Source organism: Streptosporangium sp. NPDC003464 (assembly GCF_053588315.1).
In genome coordinates this window covers 1-20,965 of record NZ_JBSFPS010000176.1, presented here as the reverse complement: position 1 = coordinate 20,965, position 20,965 = coordinate 1, and the positions used below count along the sequence as shown (strand labels likewise).

General features: G+C 73.5%; 21 protein-coding genes. 7 read left to right on the top strand and 14 right to left on the bottom strand.

Going from position 1 to position 20,965, the window contains the following annotated elements; translation table 11 throughout:
* The 4 genes from ACWDS7_RS31630 to ACWDS7_RS31615 form a co-directional block, all read left to right on the top strand.
* Positions 1-1,168 (top strand): acetate--CoA ligase family protein (locus ACWDS7_RS31630; RefSeq protein WP_451932236.1); only part of this gene is annotated, 1,168 nt, incomplete at its 5' end.
* Positions 1,169-1,449: 281 nt separating this feature from the next.
* The gene (locus ACWDS7_RS31625; protein ID WP_089207763.1) at positions 1,450-2,040 is read left to right on the top strand and encodes a DUF5998 family protein; all 591 of its coding nucleotides are present in this window, start codon (positions 1,450-1,452) and stop codon (positions 2,038-2,040) included.
* Positions 2,037-3,152, top strand: coding sequence for an alkaline phosphatase family protein (locus tag ACWDS7_RS31620; protein WP_451932235.1), 1,116 nt, complete (start codon positions 2,037-2,039; stop codon positions 3,150-3,152). The genes ACWDS7_RS31625 and ACWDS7_RS31620 overlap by 4 nt, the downstream gene beginning before the upstream one ends.
* Positions 3,149-3,961 carry a sulfurtransferase gene (locus ACWDS7_RS31615; RefSeq protein WP_451932234.1) on the top strand — a complete coding sequence of 271 codons (813 nt, stop codon included), beginning with the start codon at positions 3,149-3,151 and terminating at the stop codon, positions 3,959-3,961. Before ACWDS7_RS31620 ends, ACWDS7_RS31615 begins: the two co-directional genes overlap by 4 nt.
* Here ACWDS7_RS31615 and ACWDS7_RS31610 read toward each other — a convergent pair.
* The 4 genes from ACWDS7_RS31610 to ACWDS7_RS31595 form a co-directional block, all read right to left on the bottom strand.
* The gene (locus ACWDS7_RS31610) at positions 3,901-6,336 is read right to left on the bottom strand and encodes a CHAT domain-containing protein (protein ID WP_451932233.1); all 2,436 of its coding nucleotides are present in this window, start codon (positions 6,334-6,336) and stop codon (positions 3,901-3,903) included. The two genes, ACWDS7_RS31615 and ACWDS7_RS31610, sit on opposite strands and share 61 nt — an antisense overlap.
* Positions 6,337-6,801, bottom strand: coding sequence for a hypothetical protein (locus ACWDS7_RS31605; protein WP_306866947.1), 465 nt, complete (start codon positions 6,799-6,801; stop codon positions 6,337-6,339). It abuts the gene before it with no gap.
* Complete coding sequence (locus tag ACWDS7_RS31600) at positions 6,798-7,370, bottom strand: RNA polymerase sigma factor (protein WP_451932232.1); 573 nt, start codon at positions 7,368-7,370, stop codon at positions 6,798-6,800. The genes ACWDS7_RS31605 and ACWDS7_RS31600 overlap by 4 nt, the downstream gene beginning before the upstream one ends.
* 61 nt (positions 7,371-7,431) lie before the next feature.
* Positions 7,432-8,493: a S8 family peptidase gene (locus ACWDS7_RS31595; protein WP_451932231.1), complete on the bottom strand. Its 1,062-nt coding sequence runs from the start codon at positions 8,491-8,493 to the stop codon at positions 7,432-7,434.
* Between the two features lie 205 nt (positions 8,494-8,698).
* Between ACWDS7_RS31595 and ACWDS7_RS31590 the strand changes: the two genes are divergently transcribed.
* Entirely contained in the window at positions 8,699-9,193 is a 495-nt protein-coding gene (locus ACWDS7_RS31590) for a DUF3145 domain-containing protein (protein ID WP_306866956.1), read from the top strand.
* Positions 9,194-9,633: 440 nt separating this feature from the next.
* Here ACWDS7_RS31590 and ACWDS7_RS31585 read toward each other — a convergent pair whose 3' ends face one another.
* From ACWDS7_RS31585 to ACWDS7_RS31545, 9 genes are all read right to left on the bottom strand, one after another.
* Complete coding sequence (locus ACWDS7_RS31585) at positions 9,634-11,055, bottom strand: acyl-CoA carboxylase subunit beta (protein WP_451932230.1); 1,422 nt, start codon at positions 11,053-11,055, stop codon at positions 9,634-9,636.
* A gap of 33 nt (positions 11,056-11,088) precedes the next feature.
* Positions 11,089-12,321 carry a beta-ketoacyl-ACP synthase II gene (gene fabF / locus ACWDS7_RS31580; protein ID WP_451932229.1) on the bottom strand — a complete coding sequence of 411 codons (1,233 nt, stop codon included), beginning with the start codon at positions 12,319-12,321 and terminating at the stop codon, positions 11,089-11,091.
* Between the two features lie 53 nt (positions 12,322-12,374).
* Complete coding sequence (locus ACWDS7_RS31575; RefSeq protein ID WP_306866964.1) at positions 12,375-12,614, bottom strand: acyl carrier protein; 240 nt, start codon at positions 12,612-12,614, stop codon at positions 12,375-12,377.
* A gap of 112 nt (positions 12,615-12,726) precedes the next feature.
* Positions 12,727-13,683: a beta-ketoacyl-ACP synthase III gene (locus ACWDS7_RS31570; protein WP_306866966.1), complete on the bottom strand. Its 957-nt coding sequence runs from the start codon at positions 13,681-13,683 to the stop codon at positions 12,727-12,729.
* A gap of 74 nt (positions 13,684-13,757) precedes the next feature.
* A complete protein-coding gene (locus ACWDS7_RS31565; RefSeq protein WP_451932228.1) occupies positions 13,758-14,663 on the bottom strand; it encodes an ACP S-malonyltransferase in 906 nt (301 codons plus the stop codon).
* A gap of 116 nt (positions 14,664-14,779) precedes the next feature.
* Positions 14,780-15,964 carry a PucR family transcriptional regulator gene (locus ACWDS7_RS31560; protein WP_306875594.1) on the bottom strand — a complete coding sequence of 395 codons (1,185 nt, stop codon included), beginning with the start codon at positions 15,962-15,964 and terminating at the stop codon, positions 14,780-14,782.
* 152 nt (positions 15,965-16,116) lie between these two features.
* Positions 16,117-16,602 carry a DUF350 domain-containing protein gene (locus ACWDS7_RS31555; protein ID WP_306866970.1) on the bottom strand — a complete coding sequence of 162 codons (486 nt, stop codon included), beginning with the start codon at positions 16,600-16,602 and terminating at the stop codon, positions 16,117-16,119.
* Positions 16,603-16,617: 15 nt separating this feature from the next.
* Positions 16,618-17,778: a glutathionylspermidine synthase family protein gene (locus ACWDS7_RS31550; protein ID WP_451932227.1), complete on the bottom strand. Its 1,161-nt coding sequence runs from the start codon at positions 17,776-17,778 to the stop codon at positions 16,618-16,620.
* Positions 17,779-17,788: 10 nt separating this feature from the next.
* Positions 17,789-18,217 (bottom strand): hypothetical protein, encoded by a 429-nt coding sequence (locus ACWDS7_RS31545; RefSeq protein WP_451932226.1) that lies wholly within the window; start codon positions 18,215-18,217, stop codon positions 17,789-17,791.
* A gap of 115 nt (positions 18,218-18,332) precedes the next feature.
* Between ACWDS7_RS31545 and ACWDS7_RS31540 the strand changes: the two genes are divergently transcribed.
* Positions 18,333-19,070 carry a helix-turn-helix transcriptional regulator gene (locus tag ACWDS7_RS31540; protein ID WP_451932225.1) on the top strand — a complete coding sequence of 246 codons (738 nt, stop codon included), beginning with the start codon at positions 18,333-18,335 and terminating at the stop codon, positions 19,068-19,070.
* Between the two features lie 22 nt (positions 19,071-19,092).
* On the opposite strand, the gene ACWDS7_RS31535 is transcribed toward ACWDS7_RS31540, so the two are convergent.
* Positions 19,093-19,626 carry a MarR family winged helix-turn-helix transcriptional regulator gene (locus ACWDS7_RS31535; RefSeq protein WP_451932224.1) on the bottom strand — a complete coding sequence of 178 codons (534 nt, stop codon included), beginning with the start codon at positions 19,624-19,626 and terminating at the stop codon, positions 19,093-19,095.
* An 82-nt stretch (positions 19,627-19,708) separates the two neighbouring features.
* Here ACWDS7_RS31535 and ACWDS7_RS31530 point away from each other — a divergent pair.
* The coding region (locus ACWDS7_RS31530; protein ID WP_451932237.1) for an amidohydrolase family protein at positions 19,709-20,965 on the top strand (1,257 nt) is incomplete at its 3' end.

Below are 20,965 nucleotides of genomic sequence, written 5' to 3'. Positions count from 1 at the left end.
CGGCAATTCACCACAGGAGGCGGGCCTCCGAGACATCGTCCGCACACCCCCGCCCGGCGCGGCCGACGCCTGCGTGCGGGCCGGGCTGGAGCCCGGCACGCCGGTCAACCTCGGCGCGCGGGCGGGGGCCGCCGAGTTCGGTACGGCCCTGGCCTCGCTGATCCCGGACGTGGACGCGGTGGTCGCGATCTACATGCCGCCCATCCCCGGAGGGGCCGACGAGGTCGCCGCCGAGCTGCTGCGGGTCTCCCGCGACTGCGGCAAGCCGGTGCTTGCCACCTTCGAGGGCAGGATCGGCATGCTGCCGGAGCTGCGGGTCGGCGCCGTCCCCGAGCGCGGGTCGATCCCGTCCTACCCGGCGCCGGAGGAGGCGGTCCGCGCGCTGGTCCATGTCGTACGGCACGCGCACTGGCTCAAGCAGCCCGCCGGTCTCCAGGAGGAGATCGAGGGCGTCGACACCGCCGCGGCACGGCGGCTGGTGCTGTCCGGGCTGGGGGAGGAGCCGGCCGAGATCGAGGCTTCGGAGCTGCTCGCCTGCTACGGGCTGACCGTGTGGCCCGCGGAGGTGGTGGGCTCGCCGGAGGAGGCCGTCGAGGCGGCCGGGCGGCTGGGCTGGCCGGTGGTGCTGAAGGCCGCCGATCCCGAGGCGGCCAAACGCGCGGGCACGGTGCGTCTGGGGCTGACCGGCCCCGACGGGGTCCGTGAGGCCTTCGCCGGCCTGCGGGAGCAGCTCGGCTCCGACGCCGTGCTCGCGGTGCAGCGGATGGTCCCGCAGCCCGCGGTGCCGACGGTGGTCGGCGTCGTCGAGGACTCCGCGTTCGGGTCGGTCGTCTCCTTCGGACTCGGCGAGGTCACCGCCCGGCTGCTGCGCGATGAGGTCTACCGGCTCGCCCCGCTGACGCGTGAGGACGCGGCGGCCCTGGTCAGGTCACCGCGTGCGGCACCCCTGCTCTTCGGCGAGTACGGCTACCCGCCGGTGGCGGTCGAGGCGCTGGAGGACCTGCTGGTCCGGGTCGGACGGCTGGCCGACGACCTTCCCGAGGTGGCCAGGCTCGATCTCGACCCGGTGCTGGTCGGAGAGTCCGAGGTGATCGTGCTGGGGGCGCGCGCGGTGCTGAGCAGCCCGGTGGGGCCGCGGCTCGACGGCGGACCGCGCCGTCTCGGCTAGCGCCGCCCCGGCCGGACACGCCCCGGCGCCGGCCGGGCCGCGGTGAAAGGCGCCCAGGGTGCGGTGAAAAGCCCTCGGGACGAGGTGAAAAGCACTCGGGCGCCCGGGGCGCGGTGAAAAGCGCCCGGGTGGCCGGAGAACGACAATTGACCACGGAAATTGGAATTGAATGCCGGTGGCGCGTAAAAGGGCCGCGGCGCGTCGGGTCACGATTTGCGCCGATGGCCGAACCGCGTGCGCACAGGGTGAAAGCGCTGCCCCGGACAGGGCAGGATGGACCCATGAGGGAAACCCGACTCTCGGCCGCCGGCCTGCGCGACGCCATCGACCGCAGTGGCTACTATCCCGACCTGGTCGCCGACGCGGTCGAATCCGCTTTGGGCAAGGAGCAGGTGGGCGCCTACGTGGTCCATCACGAGGCCACCTTCGACCCGGCCATGGAGGTGCGCCGGCACGTCACCGTCCTGGTGCTCTCACCCACCCGGCTGCTCGTCTGCCACACCGACGAGCATCCGCCGGTGGAAGGGGTCTCGGCCTCCCACGCCTCCACGACCACCGAGGCCGTACGGCTCAGCCGTATCCAGTCGGTGGCCGTCACCCGGGTCGTCCCCGACCCCGCCTCCTACGTGCCCGGCGTGCCGCCCACCGAGGTCACGCTCACCATCGGCTGGGGGGCCATCTCCCACGTCGACCTGGAGCCGGCCACCTGCGGCGACGAGAACTGCGAGGCCGACCACGGCTACACCGGCGCCATCACGGCCGACGACCTCTCCCTGCGGGTGAGCGAGGCGGCGGACGGGCCCGAGGCCGTCTCGCACGTGCTGGCCTTCGCCAAGGCGCTGTCGGAGGCCACCGCACGCGCCGCCTCATGAACCCCCTGGTCCCCGCCTACGGCGCGGCCTCGCTCGCCGACCTGTCCTCCTCCCTCCTGGCGGCCCTGGGGATGGGGGAGGGCAACCCGCTGGGGCTCGCGCCGGCCGGGCGCGTCCTGGTCTTCCTCGTCGACGGCCTGGGGGCCGAGCTGCTCCGGGCCCATCCCGAGGCGGCCCCGTTCCTGTCGGCCCGGACCGGCCGGGTGCTCACCGCGGGCTTCCCCGCCACCACCGCGACCAGCCTGGGCACGCTGGGCACCGGCCTGCCGCCGGGCGAGCACGGCATGCTCGGCTACCAGCTCGCCGTGCCCGGCGCGGGCTACCTGCTCAACTGCCTGCGCTGGACCGCCCCGGGCCCGCCGGTCCCTCCCGACGAGTGGCAGCCCACCCCGACGGTCTACGAGCGCGCCGCGGCGGCCGGGATCGCCGTCGGCTACGTCGCCCCCTCGAAGTTCGAGCCCACCGCCTTCAACCGGGCCGTCTACCGCGGCGTGAACTTCGTCGGCGCCGACGCGGTCGACGACCGGATCGAGGGCGCCCGCCGGGCCCTGGCCGAGCCCCGCTCCCACGTCACGGTCTACTACGGCGACCTCGACGCCATGGGCCACCTGACCGGCTGGGGCACCCCGCAGTGGCTGGAGCAGCTCGCCCTGGTCGACCGGATGGCCGAGCGGCTGGCGGACGCGCTCCCGCCCGGCTCGGCGATGTACGTCACCGCCGACCACGGCATGGTCAACGTCACCGAGAAGATCGACGTGGACGCCGTCCCCGAGCTGCGTGAGGGCGTCGCCCTGCTCGGCGGCGAGACCCGGGCCCGGCACGTCTACGCCGGTCCGGGCGCGGCGGCGGCCGTGCTCGGCGCCTGGCGTGACATCCTGGCGGGCAAGGCGTGGGTGGTCTCCCGCGAGGAGGCGGTCGAGTCGGGCTGGTTCGGGCCGCGGGTGCGTCCCGAATGGCTGCCCCGGATCGGCGACGTCCTCGCCGTCCCCTACACCGACTGCGCTATCGTCGCCTCGGTCGCCGAGCCGCTCGAGGCGTCGTTCACCGGCTGCCACGGCTCGCTGACACCCGCCGAGCAGCACGTTCCTCTGCTGGAGGTAAGCACCCGATGACCCCGCTGATCACCCCTGCCGACCTGGCCGACCTGGCCGAGGTGACGGTCCTGGACGTGCGCTGGAAGTTCGGCGGGCCGCCCGACGTCGACTCCTACCGCGAGGAGCACGTCCCCGGCGCCGTCTTCTGCGACCTCGACGCCGACCTCGCCGCCGCGCCGGGGCCGGCGGGCCGCCACCCGCTGCCCTCCGCCGAGCGGTTCCAGGAGGCCATGCGCCGCCTGGGCGTGTCCGGCTCCCGGACCGTCGTCGTCTATGACGGGGCCGACTCCACCGCCGCCGCCCGGGCCTGGTGGGCGCTGCGGCACTTCGGCCATCCCGACGTCCGGGTCCTCGACGGCGGACTGCGCGCGTGGACCGCCGCGGGCCTGCCCGTCTCCGCGGGGGAGGAGACCGCCCTGCCCGGTGACTTCGTCGCACGCCCGGGCGGGATGCCCGTGCTCGACGCCGAGCAGGCCCTGGAGCTCGCCTCCGACGGGGTCCTCCTCGACGCCCGCGCCGCCGAACGGTATCGGGGCGAGGTCGAGCCGATCGACCCCGTCGCCGGGCACATCCCCGGCGCGGTCAGCGCCCCCACCGGCGAGAACGTCGACCCGTCGGGCCGTTTCCACCGGCCCGACTTCCTGCGCGAGCGCTTCAACACCCTCGGCGCCGTCCCCGGCGTGCGGGTCGGCGCCTACTGCGGCTCCGGCGTGACGGCGGCCCACCAGGTGCTGGCCCTGGAGGTGGCGGGCATCCCCGCCGCCCTCTACGTCGGCTCCTGGTCCAACTGGGTGGCCGACCCCTCGCGGCCGGTGGCCACCGGCTGATCCCCATACCCGAAGCAGACGAAGCCGGCCACCCCGGTCTTCCCGCCCGCCGCCGCCAGCGCCCGGGCGGGCGGGTGGCCGGCGGCGAGCAGCTCGTGGAAGACCGTCATCAGCGTCAGGGTCTCCTCATCGCGCACCGGGACCAGGCTGGCCACCACGCACTGCGACCCCAGCGACAGGAAGGCGCCCGCCAGTCCCAGCGGCGCCCCGTCGGCCGGAGCGTGCGCCATGCCCGCCTCGCACGCCGACAGCACCACCAGCCGCGGCGGCGTGCGCAGCCGTAACAGGTCGTAGGCCATCAGGGGGCCGTCGTCGAGGTCGAGGCTGGACAGCAGCGGGCTGCGCGGGGAGAACATCCCGTGCGCGGCCAGGTGCGCCACCTCCGCCCGGTCCAGCGCCGCCATCACCTCCGCCCGCAGCGCCGTGACCCGCCCGGCCCCCGGGTGGCAGCCGCCGACCATGTCCGCCTCCGCCTCCGCGCACCGCAGCCCGGGGCCGGCGACCGCCACGATCCCCCCGTCGCGTACGGCCCGCATCCGGTGGCCGGCCAGCCAGGCGGCGGCGCCGGAGGTCACGGTCACCGGGCGGTCGGCGTTCATCGGCAGGATCGGCCAGGGCAGGGTGTGCAGCGGCCCGGTCGGCACGATCACCAGCGGCCGGTCACCCAGCCGGCCGCGCAGCGGGCCGAGGAGCAGCCGCTCCAGCAGCGCCGCCTCCCCGGCCAGCTCCGGCGCCCGCCCGTCGAGCAGATGCGTCCGGCGCAGGCCGTAGCGGATCCTGACGGTGGCCTCGGCGACCGCGGCGAAGGGACCGAGGTGGCGCAGCACGACGCGGTCCGGGGTGACCGCGACGGCGACCAGCTCACCGGCGTGACGGACGTATTCCACCAGCGCCGCCTCCCCGAGCGCGGCGCGCAGCTCCGCCACGCCGGGCGCGACGGGCCGCCCGGCGCCCCCGGCGACCGCCCGCCACCGCTCCGCCCAGGCCAGGACCGTACGGCCCCGCCCGGTCTCCAGGGCCAGCGCCAGCCCGAGCCCGGCCAGCGGCTCGCCGGCCCTGACGGCATGGGCGCGCACCATCGGGTCTCCGAAGGCCGTCGCCCCGGCGCCCACCTCCGCCAGCCCGGCCCGGACCGCCGCGAAGGCCCCGCGCCGGTCGCCCGCCAGCGCCCGCCGCAGCGCCGTCGCCTGCCGGGAGACCAGGTCCGGGCCGGCCGAGACGAGCCGGGCGAGCTGCTCGTCGGCGGCCGGACGGTCATCGAGCCGGAGCGCGACCTCGGCGGCGGTGAGCCTGAGCGCTCTGGAGAGATGCCGGTGGCCCGCGGCGTCGAGACCGGCGGCGCAGGAAAGCATCTCGGCCAGCAGCTCCGCGCTGGGCGGGCCGAGCATGAGCCGGGCACGCAGGAGGATCTCGGTGGCCAGCGGCGCCAGGACCGTCCGGCCCTGCGCGGCCAGATCGGCCGCGGCCCGCTCCGCGCTCTGCCGGGCGCGGTGCGGGTCGCCGGTGCGCAGCTCGGCCCGGGCGAGCAGGAGGCGGGCCTCGGCCAGGGCGACGTTCGCCCCCGCCGCGGCCAGCTCCGGCACCGCCAGGTCGAGCAGCGCCCGGGCCTCACCCGGCAGATGGGCGGCGATCAGCGCCTCGGCCAGGTCACAGCGCATCGTGGCCAGCCGCTCCGGGTAACCGGACAGGCTGTTCTCCGCGCGGGAGTAGGCGGTGAACGCGGCGGGCAGGTCGCCGCGCCGCGCGGCCAGGAACGGCAGGTTGCCCTCGGCGAGCGCGAGCACGTGGTCCAGGCCCGCGCCCTTCGCGAGCTCCGCGCACCGGGTCAGGTCGGCCTCGGCCGCCTCGAACTCACCCAGGAACACCCGGGCCAGCCCCCGGTTCAGCACCGCCCCGGCCAGGAACCTGACGTCGCCGCCGAGGGAGTCAAGGGCGCGGTCGCAGTGGCCGACGGCTTCGGCGTAGCGGCCGAGGCGGCTCAGCGCCACCGCCCGGTGGACGCCGAGCCTGGCCACCTCGACCGGGGTGAGGTGCGGCTCGGCGGAGTCGGCGATGGCCAGCGCCTGCTGTGGATGGCCGAGCTCGGTGCGGACGTGGACCAGCGACAGGCGCGCCTGGGCGGCCCGGTGCGGCAGCCCCGCGCGGAGCGCGACGTCCACGGCCTGGCGCAGGTGCTCCTCGGCCAGCGGCAGGTCACCCAGCTCGCGTGCGGCCACCGCCAGCGCCCGGTGGGCGACCGCCGCGGCCTCGCCACGAGGGTCGGAGGCCGACACGCGGCGTAGCACGCTGTGCGCCAGCGTCCGGGCCCGTTCCGGGGCCCTGCCCGACAGGTCCAGTGCCTGCTCGGCGGCGGCGAGCGCGTCGTCGGCGGTCACCTACGGGCGGATCCGGGTCCAGCTGGTGGCCACGGGGGAGTGCTCCGGCCGATGGCACACCACGCTGAACCAGCCCGGGGGCAGGCCCGTCACGGCGAACTGGCCCGTCGGGGAGAGCTCACGCGACTCGGTGAGGTGCAGGGTGCGCACCTCCACCCGGGTGCCGGCCTCCGGGCACGGGGACACCTGCCCGGCCAGGTCCACCAGGCCGTCCATGGCGGTGACCTCCAGGTCGACCGTCAGCTCGGCGGCGGTGAACCGGAGCAGCCGCGCCTCGTCGGCGGACCGGACGCCCAGCGGAGCGGGCGTGGGCACCGGCCGGGCCGTGGCGGCGCCGGGCAGCCGCAGGCCGAAGACCGCGCGGGCGGCGGCGGAGACGTGGGCGGGCACGGGGTCGTGGCCGGCCGTCAGGCGGAGCGCGGCGATGAGGGACTCATCGTCGATCGTGGGGGGATGTCGGGTCACGGTGTCGCCTCCTGGGCGGTGAGCATGGTGCGTAGCCGGTTCAGGCAGCGGCCCCGGGTGGGGCCGTAACTGCCCCTGGGCATGCCCAGGCGGCCGGCGAGCTGGTGGACGCCCGCCTCGGGCGAGGTGGCCATCAGCCGGAACAGTGAGCGGCAGGGCTCGTGCATCTCCTCGACGGCCCGCCACAGCCTGCGGCCCTCGTCGGCGCTCAGCACCGCCACCGCCGGGTCGGGGTGGAGGTGCTCGGCCAGTGCCGGGTCGGCGCGGGCGTGCTCGGCGTCGGCCGGGTCGGCGATCAGCCGTTCGCCCCGGTTCCGCCTGCTCAGGAGGGCGGCCTCGCGCTTGGCCGTGGTGAACAGCCAGGGGCCGATCCGGTGCGGGTCACGGATGGTGTGCAGGCTCTCGACGAGCCGCAGCCACGCCCCCTGCACCGCGTCGGCCGCATCCGCCGCGCTCAGGTCGTAGGCGCGCACGGCCGACCACAGTGGCCCCGAGAACCGGTTGACCAGCGCGTCCCATGCCGCCTGGTCGCCTGCCAGTGCGGCGTCGATCGCGTGCTGGTCACTCACCGGCGCCTCCAAGGCCACGGCGGACACTCTGAGTGTCCGTGCGACGACTTTGGGTGAGACTTTACCTTGGGGCGGGCACGACGGCCCCCAGTTCGGGGATTTGTCGGGTTCGCCGGGGATCGAGGACGTGCGCCGCGGCCTCCTGCGGCGTCCGGTCCCGGGCCGCCGCCGCGATCGCCCCGCTGACCACGGCCGCGGCGAAGGAGGTCCCGCTCCATCGCGCGTAGCCGCGGAACGCTCCGTGATCGAGGAAGGAGCTGGTCAGCCACTCGCCCCGGGCGCAGGCGTCCACCCAGGGGCCGTGCGCCGAGAAGGGGGCCGCGGCCTCCTCGGCCGCGTCCAGCGCGCCGACGGCGATCACCCGGGGCAGCGCCGCGGGCCAGAACGGCCGGTCGGAGGCCGTGTTGCCGGCGCAGGCGACCACGGCGGTGCCCGTCAGGCCCGCCAGCGCGGCCTCCACCAGCGGGGAGGGCCGGTCGTCGAAGGTGTGGCCGCCGAAGGAGAGGTTGAGCACCTGGGGCGGCTCGGTCCTCAGCCGGGCCAGGACGCGCAGCAGCCCCGCCTCGTCCCCGACGCCGCGCCCGTCCAGCACCCGTAGCGGGCGCAGCCACGCGCCGGGGGCCGAGCGCAGGACCAGCCCCGCGATGAAGGTGCCGTGCCCCGCCTGGGTGTCCAGCTCGCCGTCGCCGTCGGAGTCGGGCGGCTCGGCGGCCTCGCGCCGCTGCCGCAGGAACCAGGGCTGCTCCCGCCACCAGGGGTGCGCGGTCAGGCCGGTGTCGGGTATGGCCACGGTCACGGCGTCCGCGGCCGCCTCGGGCGCGCCGGGCGGGGAGGGCGGGGCGGCCGGGAAGGGGCGGGAGGCCGGGCCGCCGAAGAAGAGCGGCTGGCCGACCAGGACGTGGTTGGGGGAGGCGGGGTGCCCCTGGTCGCGGACCGCCGCCACCAGGTCGCAGACGTCCACGCCGGGTGAGAGCCGGATGCGGAAGATCCCGTCGGCCTCGGCCGCCGCGGCGGTCCACCGGGAGACCGCCGCCATCCCCGAGGCGTCGGTCAGCAGCTGGCCGGGCCTGATCAGCGCGGGCGCCCCGGGCACGGGCTCCACCCGCTCGATGTCGGTGTCCATCCGCTCCTCCGGGGGCGATCGCCCTGTCGCTGGGTCTTCTTCTCTCCGAGGATGCCCCGAGCCGGGCGCCCGTGGCACAACATCTCGGTATGACCCCCCTCTGGTGCGACGTCACAACCGACGGTAGTCTCTCCTTCAGTCACTTGTGATCATCCTGGGACGAGGCCGTTGGGGAAGGCGCACCTCGTACGAAACGGGAGGTCCGGTGTCTGCTCGTGGCGTGCTTTACGTCCACTCAGCTCAGCCTGCGCTGTGCCCTCATATCGAATGGGCGGTCGCGGGTGTCCTTGGCGTGCCCGTAGACCTGACCTGGACTCCGCAGCCCGCCGCGCCCGGCCACGTGCGCGCACAGGCCGAGTGGGAGGCCCGTCAGGGGACCGCGGCGGCCATCACCTCGTCGTTGATGGGCTGGCAGCGGATCCGCTTCGAGATCACCGAGGACGCCTCGCCGGGTGCCGACGGGTCCCGTCACGCCTACACTCCGTCTCTCGGCGCCTTCACGGCGGTGATCGGGGCCTCGGGCGACATCCTGGTGCCCGAAGACCGGCTGCGCTCGGCGATGCTGGCCGCGCGTCAGGGCCGTGTGGTGCTGGAGGAGGAGCTCGACCGCCTGCTCGGCAAGCAGTGGGACGCCGAGCTTGAGTCGTTCCGCTACGCCGGTGAGGGCGCCCCGGTCCGCTGGCTGCACGCCGCGGTCTGACCAGGCGATCGCCTCCGGCCGGAAGGAGGGCGGATCCTCCGGTCGGGAGGTGGGCGGACCCGGCCCGGGCGGGGACGAGAGTGGCGCCTGCTCTGTACCCCGTCCGCGCCGTCGCGGAAGTCACCGAGGGAACGACGTCGCACGGCACCGCCCACTGGGTTGTGGCGGAGGTCATGGAGGACACGGCACCGCATTGCCACGGGCTGTGGCGGAGGCCAGGGAGGGCACCGCACGGCACCGCCCACAGGCTGTGGCGGAGGTCATGGAGGACACGGCAGGGCATTGCCACGGGCTGTGGCGGAGGCCAGGGGCGGCCACAACACGACACGGCACCGCACCCGCCGCGCCGCCGTGGTGGGCCCACGGTGGTGCCCCACAACGCACGGAGCCCCCGCCGGTGCGGACCGGCGGGGGCTCCGTCGAATCAGGATCGAATCAGGTCAGAGCGGGATGTTGCCGTGGGCGCCGCGGGCGGGGGTGGCCTGGGCCAGCACCCTGGCGATGGCGCCGCGGGTCTCCTCGGGCTTGACGACCTCGTCCACCACGCCGAGCTCGATGGCCCGGTCGAGGCCGCCGGCGACGATCTCGTGCTCCTCGGCGAGCCGGGCCTCCAGGGCCGCGCGCTCCTCCTCGGGCGCGGCCGCGAGCTCGCGGCGCTTGAGGACGCGGACCGCGGCGACCGCCCCCATGACCGCGATCTGGGTGGTCGGCCAGCCGAAGACCTTGGTGGCGCCCAGCGAGCGGGAGTTCATCGCGATGTAGGCGCCGCCGTACGCCTTGCGGGTCACCAGCGTGATCCGCGGCACGGAGGCCTCGGCGAAGGCGTGCAGGAGCTTGGCGCCGCGGCGGACCACGCCGTCGTGCTCCTGGCCCACGCCGGGGAGGTAGCCGGGGACGTCCACCAGGACGACCAGTGGCACCCCGAAGGCATCGCACATCCGGACGAACCGGGCGGCCTTCTCCGCCGACAGCGAGTCGAGGCAGCCGCCCAGGCGCATGGGGTTGTTGGCGATCACACCGACGGTCCGGCCCCCGAGACGGCCCAGTGTGGTGACGATGTTGGGCGCCCACTTGGCGTGCAGCTCGACGCCCGGCTCGTCGAGCAGCCCCTTGACGAGGGGCTTGACGTCGTAGGCGCGGCGGGCGTTGTCCGGCAGCAGGCCGGAGAAGTCGATCTCCTCGACCTCGGTGCGGACCCGGCCCTGGTGGCCCAGGAGCACCGCCAGGCGCCGGGCCTGGACGTAGGCGTCGGTCTCCGACTTGGTGACGATGTGCACGACGCCGCTGCGCTTGCTGTGCGGCTCGGGGCCGCCCAGCGCGGCCATGTCGATCTGCTCGCCGGTCACGCTGCGCACCACGTCGGGACCGGTGACGAAGATGCGGCCCTCGTCGGCCAGGATCACGACGTCGGTCAGCGCCGGGCCGTACGCGGCCCCGCCGGCCGCGGGGCCGACCACCACGGACAGCTGCGGGACCACGCCGGAGGCGCGGGTCATCGCCGCGAACACGCGGCCGACCGCGTGCAGCGACTCCACGCCCTCGGCCAGGCGGGCGCCGCCCGAATGCCACACGCCGATGATCGGGACGCGCTCGCGGACCGCGACGTCGTAGGCGTGCACGATGTGCTCGCAGCCCTCGCTGCCCATGGCGCCGCCCTGGACGCGGGGGTCGCTGACGAACGCCACCACGGGCACGCCCTCGACGCGGCCCGTCGCGGAGAGAACGCCGCTGCGGTCCACAGGAGTGATCAGCCGGACCGATCCCTCGTCGAACAGGGCCGCCAGGCGGACCTGAGGATCACGGGGATCGGTGGCCTCCTTGTCGGAGGCGTCGGTCACCACCCTGTTGTCGAGCACAGTCATCACTAGCTCCTTGTCAGATGCTGGTGAAGGTTGTCAGACGCTGGTGAAGGCCACGGCGACGTCGTGTCCACCGAACCCGAAGGAGTTGTTGATCGCCGCGATCTGACCGTCGGGCAGCTTGCGCGGCGCGCCGCGCACGATGTCGACCTCGACGCCGTCGTCGAGGTCGTCGAGATTGATCGTGCCGGGCGCGATCCGCTCGTGCAGCGCCATGATGGTGAAGACGGACTCGATGCCGCCGGCACCGCCGAGCAGATGGCCGGTCATCGACTTGGTGCCGCTGACCAGCGGGTGGCTGCCGATGACCTCCCTGATCGCGATGGTCTCCACCACGTCACCGGCGGGGGTGGAGGTGGAGTGCGCGTTGACGTGCTTGATGTCCTGGCCGGTGAGACCGGAGTTCTCCAGGGCGCGGCGCATGGCCAGCATGACCCCGGCGCCGGTCGGCTCCGGCTGGGCGATGTGGTGGGCGTCGGCCGAGTAGCCGACACCGGCGGCGACGGCGTAGATCTTGGCGCCGCGCGCGAGGGCGTGCGCCTCCGACTCCAGCACGACGATGCCGGCGCCCTCACCGAGGACGAACCCGTCACGGTTCTTGTCCCACGGCCGCGAGGCGAGCTCGGGCTCGTCGTTGCGGGTGGACATGGCGCGCATGGCGGCGAAGGAGCCGATGTTCAGCGGGTGGATGGCAGCCTCGGTGCCGCCGGCCACGACCACGTCGGCGCGTCCGGAGCGGATCATCTCGATGGCGTAGCCGATCGACTCCGCGCCGGTGGCGCAGGCGCTCACGGTGGCGTGCACGCCGGCACGGGCGCCGATCTCGATGCCGATCCAGCCCGCCGCGCCGTTCGGCATCAGCATCGGGACGGTGTACGGCGACAGCCGCTGCCAGCCCTTCTCCTTGAAGGTGTCGTAGGCGGCGAGGATCGTGGTGATACCGCCGATCCCGCTGCCCACGACCACGCCCAGGCGCTCCGGGTCGACCTTGTCGATCGCGGCGTGCGCCCAGGCCTCGCGGGCCGCGACCAGCGCGAACTGCTCGGCCCGGTCAAGCCGCCGTGCCTCCGGCCGGGGCAGCACCTCGGTCGGGTCCACGGCGGCCACGGCGGCGAACTTCACCGGGACCGAGTCGACCCAGTCCTCGGTGAGGTTGCGGACCCCGGACTGACCGGCGAGAAGCGCCGACCAGGACGAGGCGGCGTCCCCACCGAGAGGCGTCGTCGCGCCGAGCCCGGTGACGACGACACGTACCTGGTCTGTGTTCACGTTCTTGCGCTCCTTGTGAATCGCGGGTCGAATCCGGGAAGGTTCAAGATTTCTCAGCTCTGGATGAAGCTGATGACGTCCTTGACGGTCTTGAGGTTCTTGAGCTGCTCGTCCGGGATCTCGACGCCGAACTCGTCCTGGGCGGCGACGGCGATCTCGACCATGGACAGCGAGTCGATGTCGAGGTCGTCCACGAAGTTCTTCTCCGGGCTGACCTCGGAGGCCGGGATGCCGGTGATCTCGTTGATGATCTTGCCGATACCAGCGAGGATCTCCTGCTCGGTCAGAGCCATGTCGCGTGTTCTCCTTGGATTCGGTTTCTTCTTGTTCTGCACGGCGAGCCGTGCAAGTTCTGTTTCCGTACGGCGAGCCGTACGAGTTCCGTACGGCGGGACCGTACAGGTCTCAAGGGATCTCGACGACCTGACCGGCATAGGTCAGGCCGGCGCCGAAGCCCAGCAGCAGGGCGAGCCCGCCCGACTGGACCTCGCCGCGCTCGATCATCCGGGACAGCGCCAGCGGGATCGAGGCCGCGGAGGTGTTGCCCGCCAGCACGATGTCCTTGGCGATGACGGCGTTGTCGGCGCCGATCTTACGCGCGATGGCCTCGATGATGCGCAGGTTGGCCTGGTGGGGCACGAAGGCCGCGAGGTCGGCGGGGTCCACCCCGGCACGCTCGCAGATCTCCTTGGCCACCGGGTGGAGCGCGGTGGTCGCCCAGCGGAACACGGTCTGGCCTTCCTGGTGCAGGAAGGAGTCGCGGTCCCTGATGATGATCGCGTCGGACTTGTCGCCGGCGCTGCCCCACACCACCGGGCCGATGCGAGGGGTGTCGGACGGGCCGACGACCGCGGCGCCCGCGCCGTCAGCGAAGATCACCGCGGTGGCCCGGTCGGTCCAGTCGATCCACTGGGAGAGCTTCTCGGTGCCGATGACCAGCACGTTGGTGGCCGAGCCCGCGCGGATCGCGTCGTTGGCGACGGCCAGCGCGTAGCAGAAGCCGGAGCAGGCGGTGTTCACGTCGAACGCGCCGGGGGCGTCGATGCCGAGCCGGGTGGCCACCCGGCCGGCCGCGTTGGGGATCTGCGTCTCCAGCGTGCAGGTGGCGACGATCACCAGGTCGATGTCGGCGGCCGACAGCCCGCTCGCGGCGAGGGCCTTGCCGCCGGCCTGCACCGCCAGGTCGATCTCGGACTCGCCCTCGGGGGCGATCCGGCGCTCCTGGATGCCGACGCGGCTGCGGATCCACTCGTCGTTGGTCTCCATGGTGGCCGACAGATCGTCGTTGGTGACGATCTTCGACGGCTGGTAGTGGCCGAAGGCCAGGATCTTCGCGCCCGGCGCGCCGTTCATGATCTTCATCCGTCGCTCACCACTTCTCGTTAGCTGCGTGGGCCGCCTGTGCCCCGCAGGCCGTCGTGCCCACCGCGCCGGCGTCAGGCCGATCCACTGAGAACCCCGCGGGCCGCGTCCAGGTCGTCGGGGGTCTTCAGGGCGACCGTGGCCACGCCGCGCAGCGCGCGCTTGGCCAGGCCGGTGAGGGTGCCGCCGGGGAGCAGTTCGATCATCGCGGTGACGCCCTGGGCGGCCATCGTGGCCATGCAGGCGTCCCAGCGGACCGGGTTGGCCACCTGGTTGATCAGGCGCTCCACGAACTCGGCGCCGCTGGTGACCACCGCGCCGTCCGCGTTGGACAGCAGGACGGCGGACGGGTCGCCGGGCGTGATGCCGGCGGCGGCCTCGCGCAGGCGGTCGACGGCCGTGGCCATGTGCACCGTGTGGAAGGCGCCGGCGACCGAGAGCGGGATCAGCCGGGCCCGCGCGGGCGGCTCGGCCTTGAACGCCTCGAGCTGCGCCAGCGTGCCGCCGGCCACGATCTGCCCGGCGCCGTTGATGTTGGCCGGGGTGAGGCCGTGCCTGTCGATGGCCGCGAGCACGTCGTCCTCGATACCGCCGAGGACGGCGACCATGCCCGTCTCGGTCACGGCGGCGGCCTTGGCCATGGCCTGGCCGCGCTCGCGGACCAGGGTCAGGGCCTGCTCGGGGGTGAGGACCCCGGCCAGGGCGGCGGCGGTCAGCTCCCCGACGCTGTGCCCGGCGACGACGGCGGGGGAGGTCCCGAGGACCTCCGCCACGGCCAGCCCGGCGGCCACGAGCAGTGGCTGGGCGACCGCGGTGTCACGGATCGCGTCCGCGTCGGCGGTGGTGCCGTAGGCGACCAGGTCGAGGTCGACCAGGTCGGACCAGGCGGACATACGGTCAGCCACGCCCGGTATTTCAAGCCATGGAGCCAAGAAGCCTGGGGTCTGGGCGCCTTGGCCCGGAGCGACGATGACGAGCACGAAATCCAGCCTGCCCTGTAGGAGTCCGCTACACGGATAAGGATACGAACGAACTTTATCCACATAGTTTTGTAGGAAGCCTACAGCGGTGGTTTCATGCAGGTTAAAGAAGGAGGCTAGGGCGCAGTCATTTCGGACAGCCGGCCGAGGATGAGTCCCACCTGGAGGGTGAATGCGGAGCGGCCCTCCGTGGGCTGGTATCCGGTCAGCTCGGTGATCTTCCGTAGACGGTAGCGCACCGTGTTCGGGTGCACGAAGAGCAGGCGGGCCGTGGCCTCCAGGGATGTGCCCTGTTCGAGGTAGGTCGCGAGCGTGTCGAGCAGCGGCGTGCCCACCAGCGGAAGGTAGACGTTCTCGATCAGCTGGCCCCTGGCGTCGGCGTCGCCGTCGATCGCCCGCTCGGCCAGCAGGTCCTCGGCGTGGACCGGCCGGGGCGCGTCCGGCCACCCGGAGGCGGCCCGCAGGCCGGCGATCGCGGCCCGCGCCGAGCGCGCCGCCGCGTGCAGGTCGTTCACCTCGGGACCGATCACGACCGGTCCCGGACCGAAGCGCGGCACCACGTGCCTGGCCGCGGTGGCGACGTTGTCCGCGCCGCCCACGATCACGATCAGCCGGTCGCCCTGGACCCCGGCCAGCATGTCCAGGCCGGATCTGCGCCCCCGGTCGCGCAGCCCGTCGATCACCGCCTGGGGGTCGTCGTCGGGCGTCTGCCCGGCCAGCACGACCACGGGGGAGGAGGTCCAGCCCAGCGCGGCGGCCCACGAGTGCAGGCCGTCGTCGACCTCGCCCCGCACCAGCGCGTCGACGATCAGCGCCTCCAGGCGCGCGTCCCAGGCGCCGCGCGCCTCGGCCTCCCGCGCGTAGACCTGGGCGGCGGCGAAGGCGACGTCACGGGTGTAGCGGAGCATCGCCTGCTGGAGCTGGTCCTCCCCGCCGGGCGCGGCCAGGTCCCCGGTCTGCGCCTCGACCACCTCGACCACGATCCGGACGATGTCCACGGTCTGCTGCAGGGAGATGGAGCGCTTGAGCTCGCGGGGAGCGGTGCCGAAGAACTCGATGCTGGGGGTCGGACGGCCCTCCCCGGCGTGCTGGAACCACTCCACGAACGCGGCGATCCCGGCCTGGGCCACCAGCCCGACCCACGACCTGTCCTCGGCGGACAGGGCGCGGAACCACATCAGCCGGTCGTCCATCCTCGCCATGGCGGCCGTGCCCAGCGTGCCCATGGCCCGCTCCAGCCTGCGCGTGGTGTCTTCCCGCACGCGGTCTTGGTCGGCCTCCTCCGCGCCGGGCTCGACCATGACGTCACCGTGTCTGCTGCCTCGCTCGCTCCGCTCCCTCACGTCACTAAGAGTGCCAGGTCGCACGAGATGCGCCAGCCGTCGGACCGCACAGCGCGCGGGCCGCGATCCTGTGCGATCCGCGCACAGGCGGGGCGCCGGCCGGCGGTGGGTCAGATGACGGCGACGGCGGTGATCAGGCCGATGACCAGGTGGGTGACCGCGAGAAGGCGGGCGCCGGGCTGCGGGTCGGGCTCGCTGACCAGCTCGCGGACCGAGATCCCGGCGACCTTGTCGAAGGCGACCATCGCCACCGTCTGCACGGCGATGCCCACCAGGCCGAAGACCGCGGTCGCCAGCAGCCCTTCGTGCAGGGCTCCGCCGGAGGACCAGATGGAGGCCGCGACGATCAGTCCCACCGCGGCCAGGCCGGAGCCGGTGAGCAGGGTGGCGTTGGGGTTGCGGTCGGTCTTGATCAGGTGGCTGAGCTTGCCGGGGATGGCCATGTCGATGACGTAGAAGCCGATGATCAGCAGGATCACGCCGAGCGCCGCGTAGGAGACGACGGCGAGCGCGCCGCGTCCGAGGGTCTCGGCGAGGGAGATGGTCTCGGCGCCGATCGGGGCGGGGAGCAGGCTGGGCTGGGGGGTGGGACTCATGTGGTTCTCCAGGGTTCAGAGTTCGATGCGGTGCGGGACGAAGGACGACGTGTCGTCGGTGATGAACCCTGAGGTCTCACGGATGCCGACCCCGGCCGCCTCGTCGTGTACGACCCAGGCGCCGAGCACGGGACGCCAGCCGTCGAAGACGGGCAGCGCCTGGAACTCCTGGTAGACGTGCCCTTCGGCGCCGTAGCCGCCGGAGGTCTCGACCCGGTCGCCGGGGGTGATGATCCGCATGCTCGCGCCCTCCCGGCCGAGCAGCGGTTTCGCGATGTAGGAGGGCATGTCCCGGGGGCCGTCGAGGTAGGCCGGCAGCAGGTTCGGATGCCCGGGATACAGCTCCCAGAGCACCGCGAGCAGCGCCTTGTTGGACAGCAGCATCTTCCACAGCGGCTCGATCCAGGTCATCGAGACCTGCTGGCGTACCGCCCGGTCGCCGAACGGGTCGGCCACCGCCCACTCCCACGGGTACAGCTTGCACAGCGAGCGGATCACCCGGCGCTCCATGTCCACGAACCGCAGGTTGAGGCTGTCCCAGCCGATGTCCTCCATGGCCACCGCGACAGTCTTCAGCCCGGCCTGGTCGGCGGTCTCCTGGAGGTAGGCGAGGGTCATCGCCTCCTCGCCGGTCTCGTCCATGTTGGTCCAGGCGAAGTGCGCCGGCCCGGTGGGCAGCCCGGCCGCTATCTGCTGCCACCGGTCGATCAGCCGCTCGTGGATGGAGTTCCACTGGTCGTCGTCGGGGTAGCGGTCGCGCAGCCAGAACCACTGCACGACCGAGCTCTCCAGCAGGCTGGTCGGGGTGTCGGCGTTGTACTCCAGCAGCTTGGCGGGGCCGGTCCCGTCGTAGCGCAGGTCGAAGCGGCCGAACAGGTGGGGGTCGCTCCGCTCCCAGGAGCGGGCGATCTCCGGCGCCACCCATTCGGGGACGGCGAAGTCGGCGTAGCGGCCGTGCTCGATGACGTGCTCCACCGCGTGCAGGCACATCCGGTGCAGCTCCTCGACCTGGTTCTCCAGGTCGAGGACCTCGTCCATGGAGAAGACGTACTGCACGCCCTCGTCCCAGTAGGGGCGGGCGAGGCCGTCGGGGTGGGCCGAACGGTGGTAGGCCAGACCGTGGCCTTCGATGATGCTCTCCCAGCCGTCCCGGGGGAGCGAGGTTTCGCGTCGCATCTGCCCGGGCTCAGCTCCCGCTGCCCCAGCCGCTGCGGCCGCCGAAGCCGCCGCGCTGGATCACGGTGCCGTTACGGCTTGTGATCCTGACGTCCGAGGGGCGCACGGTGGTGCCCTGCAGGATCCGCGCCCCGGACCGCACACCTCCGTAGTACCAGCCGTAGGCGCCGCGGGAGCCGGAGTAGTGGACGTGGTCGTCGTCGCAGTAATCCTCGTCCACGACCGTGTAGGAGCCGTCCGGCTGGTAGCTGTTGAGATCCACGCAGTCGGCGCCGACCTCTTCGTAGTCGTCCTGGGCCGCGCAGTAGCCGATGAGGAGCAGCGAGACGACACCGATGCCGGTGAGCGTGATGACCTTGGTGGCCTTCGAGCCGGAGGAGGCGGGCTCGTGCGGAGGACGCTGTCCTGCTGCCAGTGGGTGTTTCGGTCCTGCGGCCATCGAACTCCAATGAGATGTGTCGGCACAGGCTATCGATGCTGTTTTGTCTGTTCAACTACGGCAAAGGGATTGCCTCTCATCTGGAGTGTCGGTATCGCCGCGTAACGTCGCAAGTGTGAACCGTACGGATCGGCTTTACGCCCTGGTCGAGGAGCTCCGCGCGATCTCGCCCCGTTCCCGGTCGGCGCGGGAGCTCGCCGCCAGGTTCGAGGTGAGCGTCCGCACCGTCGAGCGCGACATCTCCGCGCTCCAGCGGTCGGGGGTGCCGATATACGCCGAGCCGGGCAGGCGCGGCGGCTACGCCCTCGGCAAGAGCATGTCCCTGCCGCCGCTCGACCTCACCCCGGCCGAGGCGGCGGCGGTCGTCGCGGCGCTCGAGCGGGCGGGGGGCGACCCCTCGGCCCGCCACGCCCGCAGCGCCCTGCGCAAGCTGGTCGCCGCGATGTCGCCCGCCGAGGACGTCGAGAGCATCGAGAGCGCCGGGGACGTCGAGGGCGCCGGGGCCGGGGGGTCGGCCGTCCGGGTGCACGCCGCCGTCGAGCCGGAGCCCTACCCCCGGGTCTCGCGCGTGATCGGGCAGGCGCTGCTCCACCGCAGGGTGCTGCGGATCCGATACGAGGACCACAAGGGCCGGGTCACCACGCGTGAGGTGGAGCCGGCGATCTTCGTGGGCGGGCGCGGCGGCCACTGGTATCTCGTGGGCATGTGCCGCCTCCGGCAGGACGCGCGGGTCTTCCGCCTCGACCGCATCGGCTGGGCGGAGGAGACCGACGAGTCCTCGCCCGAGCACCCGCCGGAGCGCTTCGCCCCGCAGCTCCCCCAGGTGATCACGGGCACCCCGGAAACCGGCTGAGCCCGCCCGCGCGGCCGCGCGCTCAGCCCCGGCGGGAGACGGCCGGCCGGTCGCCGAGGGCGAGGAGCACCTCGCGCAGCAGGTCGGCCAGTGCCCGGGCGGTCTCCTGCGGGACGCCGGCGAGCAGCTCCCCGTGGGCCTCGGTCGTGGCCAGGGCGAGCTCCTCGGCCCGCCGGGCGCCCGCGGGCGTCAGGCGGACCCAGGAGCTGCGGCCGTCGGCGGGGTCGGGCTCGCGCTCGACGAGTCCGGCGGTGGTGAGCCGCTGCAGGATGTTGCTCGTGCCGCCCGTCGTGAGCGAGGAGCGGGAGGCCAGCCGGCTGGGCTTGAGGCGGTAGGGGGCCCCGGCCCGGCGCAGTGTCGCCAGGACGTCGAACTCGGCGTAGGTCAGGCCGTACTCGCCGAGCACGGCCTGGGTGGTCTCCTCGACGAGGGCCTTCAGCCGGCCGGTGCGCTTGATGATCTCCAGTTGGACGGTGGCGGCCTCGGGGAGCTCGGCCCGCCACCCCTCCATCATCTCGTCGACGTGGTCGCGCCGCGTGGTGTCTCGCCGTCCCATGGGATTGAGGATATCCCTCTCCCCTGATAGCTTTTAGGAAAGCTTTATTGATTGCTTTTATGAAAGAGGGCCTCCCGTGCGCATGCTCATCACCGACGGAACCGTGATCGACACCGATCCGGAACCCCATGTCCTGCCGGGGGCGGACGTGCTCATCGAGGACGGCGTGATCGCCGCGGTGGGCCCCGGGCTCGGCGCCGCGCTCGACGCCGCGCTCGACGGCGTCGAGGTCGTCGACGCGGCCGGCCGGATCGTGCTGCCAGGCTTCGTGGACACCCACCGCCACCTGTGGCAGAGCGTGCTCCGCTCCATCGCGGCCGACACGACGCTGGGCGACTACCTCAGCCTCGTCCTGGGCCGGCTCGCCCCCGCCTTCCAGGCCGAGGACGTCTACGCCGCCAACCTGTGGGGCGCGCTGGAGGCGCTCAACGCCGGTGTCACCACGCTCTACGACTGGTCGCACATCCAGCTCACCCCGGCGCACACCGACGCCGCGATCGACGCCCTGCGCGATTCGGGGATCCGCGCCGTCTTCGCCTACGCGCATCCGGGCAGCGACGACGCCGCACGCCGTGAGGGAGAGGTACGCAGGGTCGCATCGCTGGGCCTGTCCGGCCTGGTGACCCCGGCTCTGGCGGCGTGGGGACCGGTCTACGGCTCGGTCGGCACGGCCGAGGCCGACTGGCGGCTGGCCCGGGAGCTCGGGTTCCCGATCAGCCTGCACGCGACCGGGACCGGGGCGGTCGAGCGGCTGCACCGGAGCGGGCTGCTCGGGCCCGACGTGATGTTCGTGCACGGCAACGGCTTCACCGACGAGGCCATGAGGCTCATCGCCGGCAGCGGCGGCACCGCCTCGGTCGCCCCCGTCGTGGAGTCGCAGATGGGGCACGGGCACCCGGAGACCGGCAGGTTCCGCGAGTTCGGGATCCCGACGGGACTCGGCGTCGACACCGTCACCGACGCGCCGGGTGACCTGTTCGCCGTCATGCGCGCCGCCTTCGCCGCCGAGCGGGTCCAGGGCGGATCGCTGACCACGGGCGAGGTGCTGCGGATGGCGACGGTCGAGGGGGCGCGGGTCCTCGGCCTGGAGGACCGGATCGGGTCGCTGCGGCCGGGCAAGCAGGCGGACCTCGTCCTGCTCCGCGCCGACGCCCTCAACCTCGCGCCGCTGCACGACCCGATCGGCGCGGTGGTGACCTGCGCCGACACGAGCAACGTGGACACCGTGATCGTCGCCGGCCGGGTCGTGAAGCGGGCGGGCCGGCTCGTCCACGCGGACGTGCGCCGGGCCCTCGACCTCGCCTCCCGCTCGGCCGCGCGGATCGGCGCGGCCGCCGGG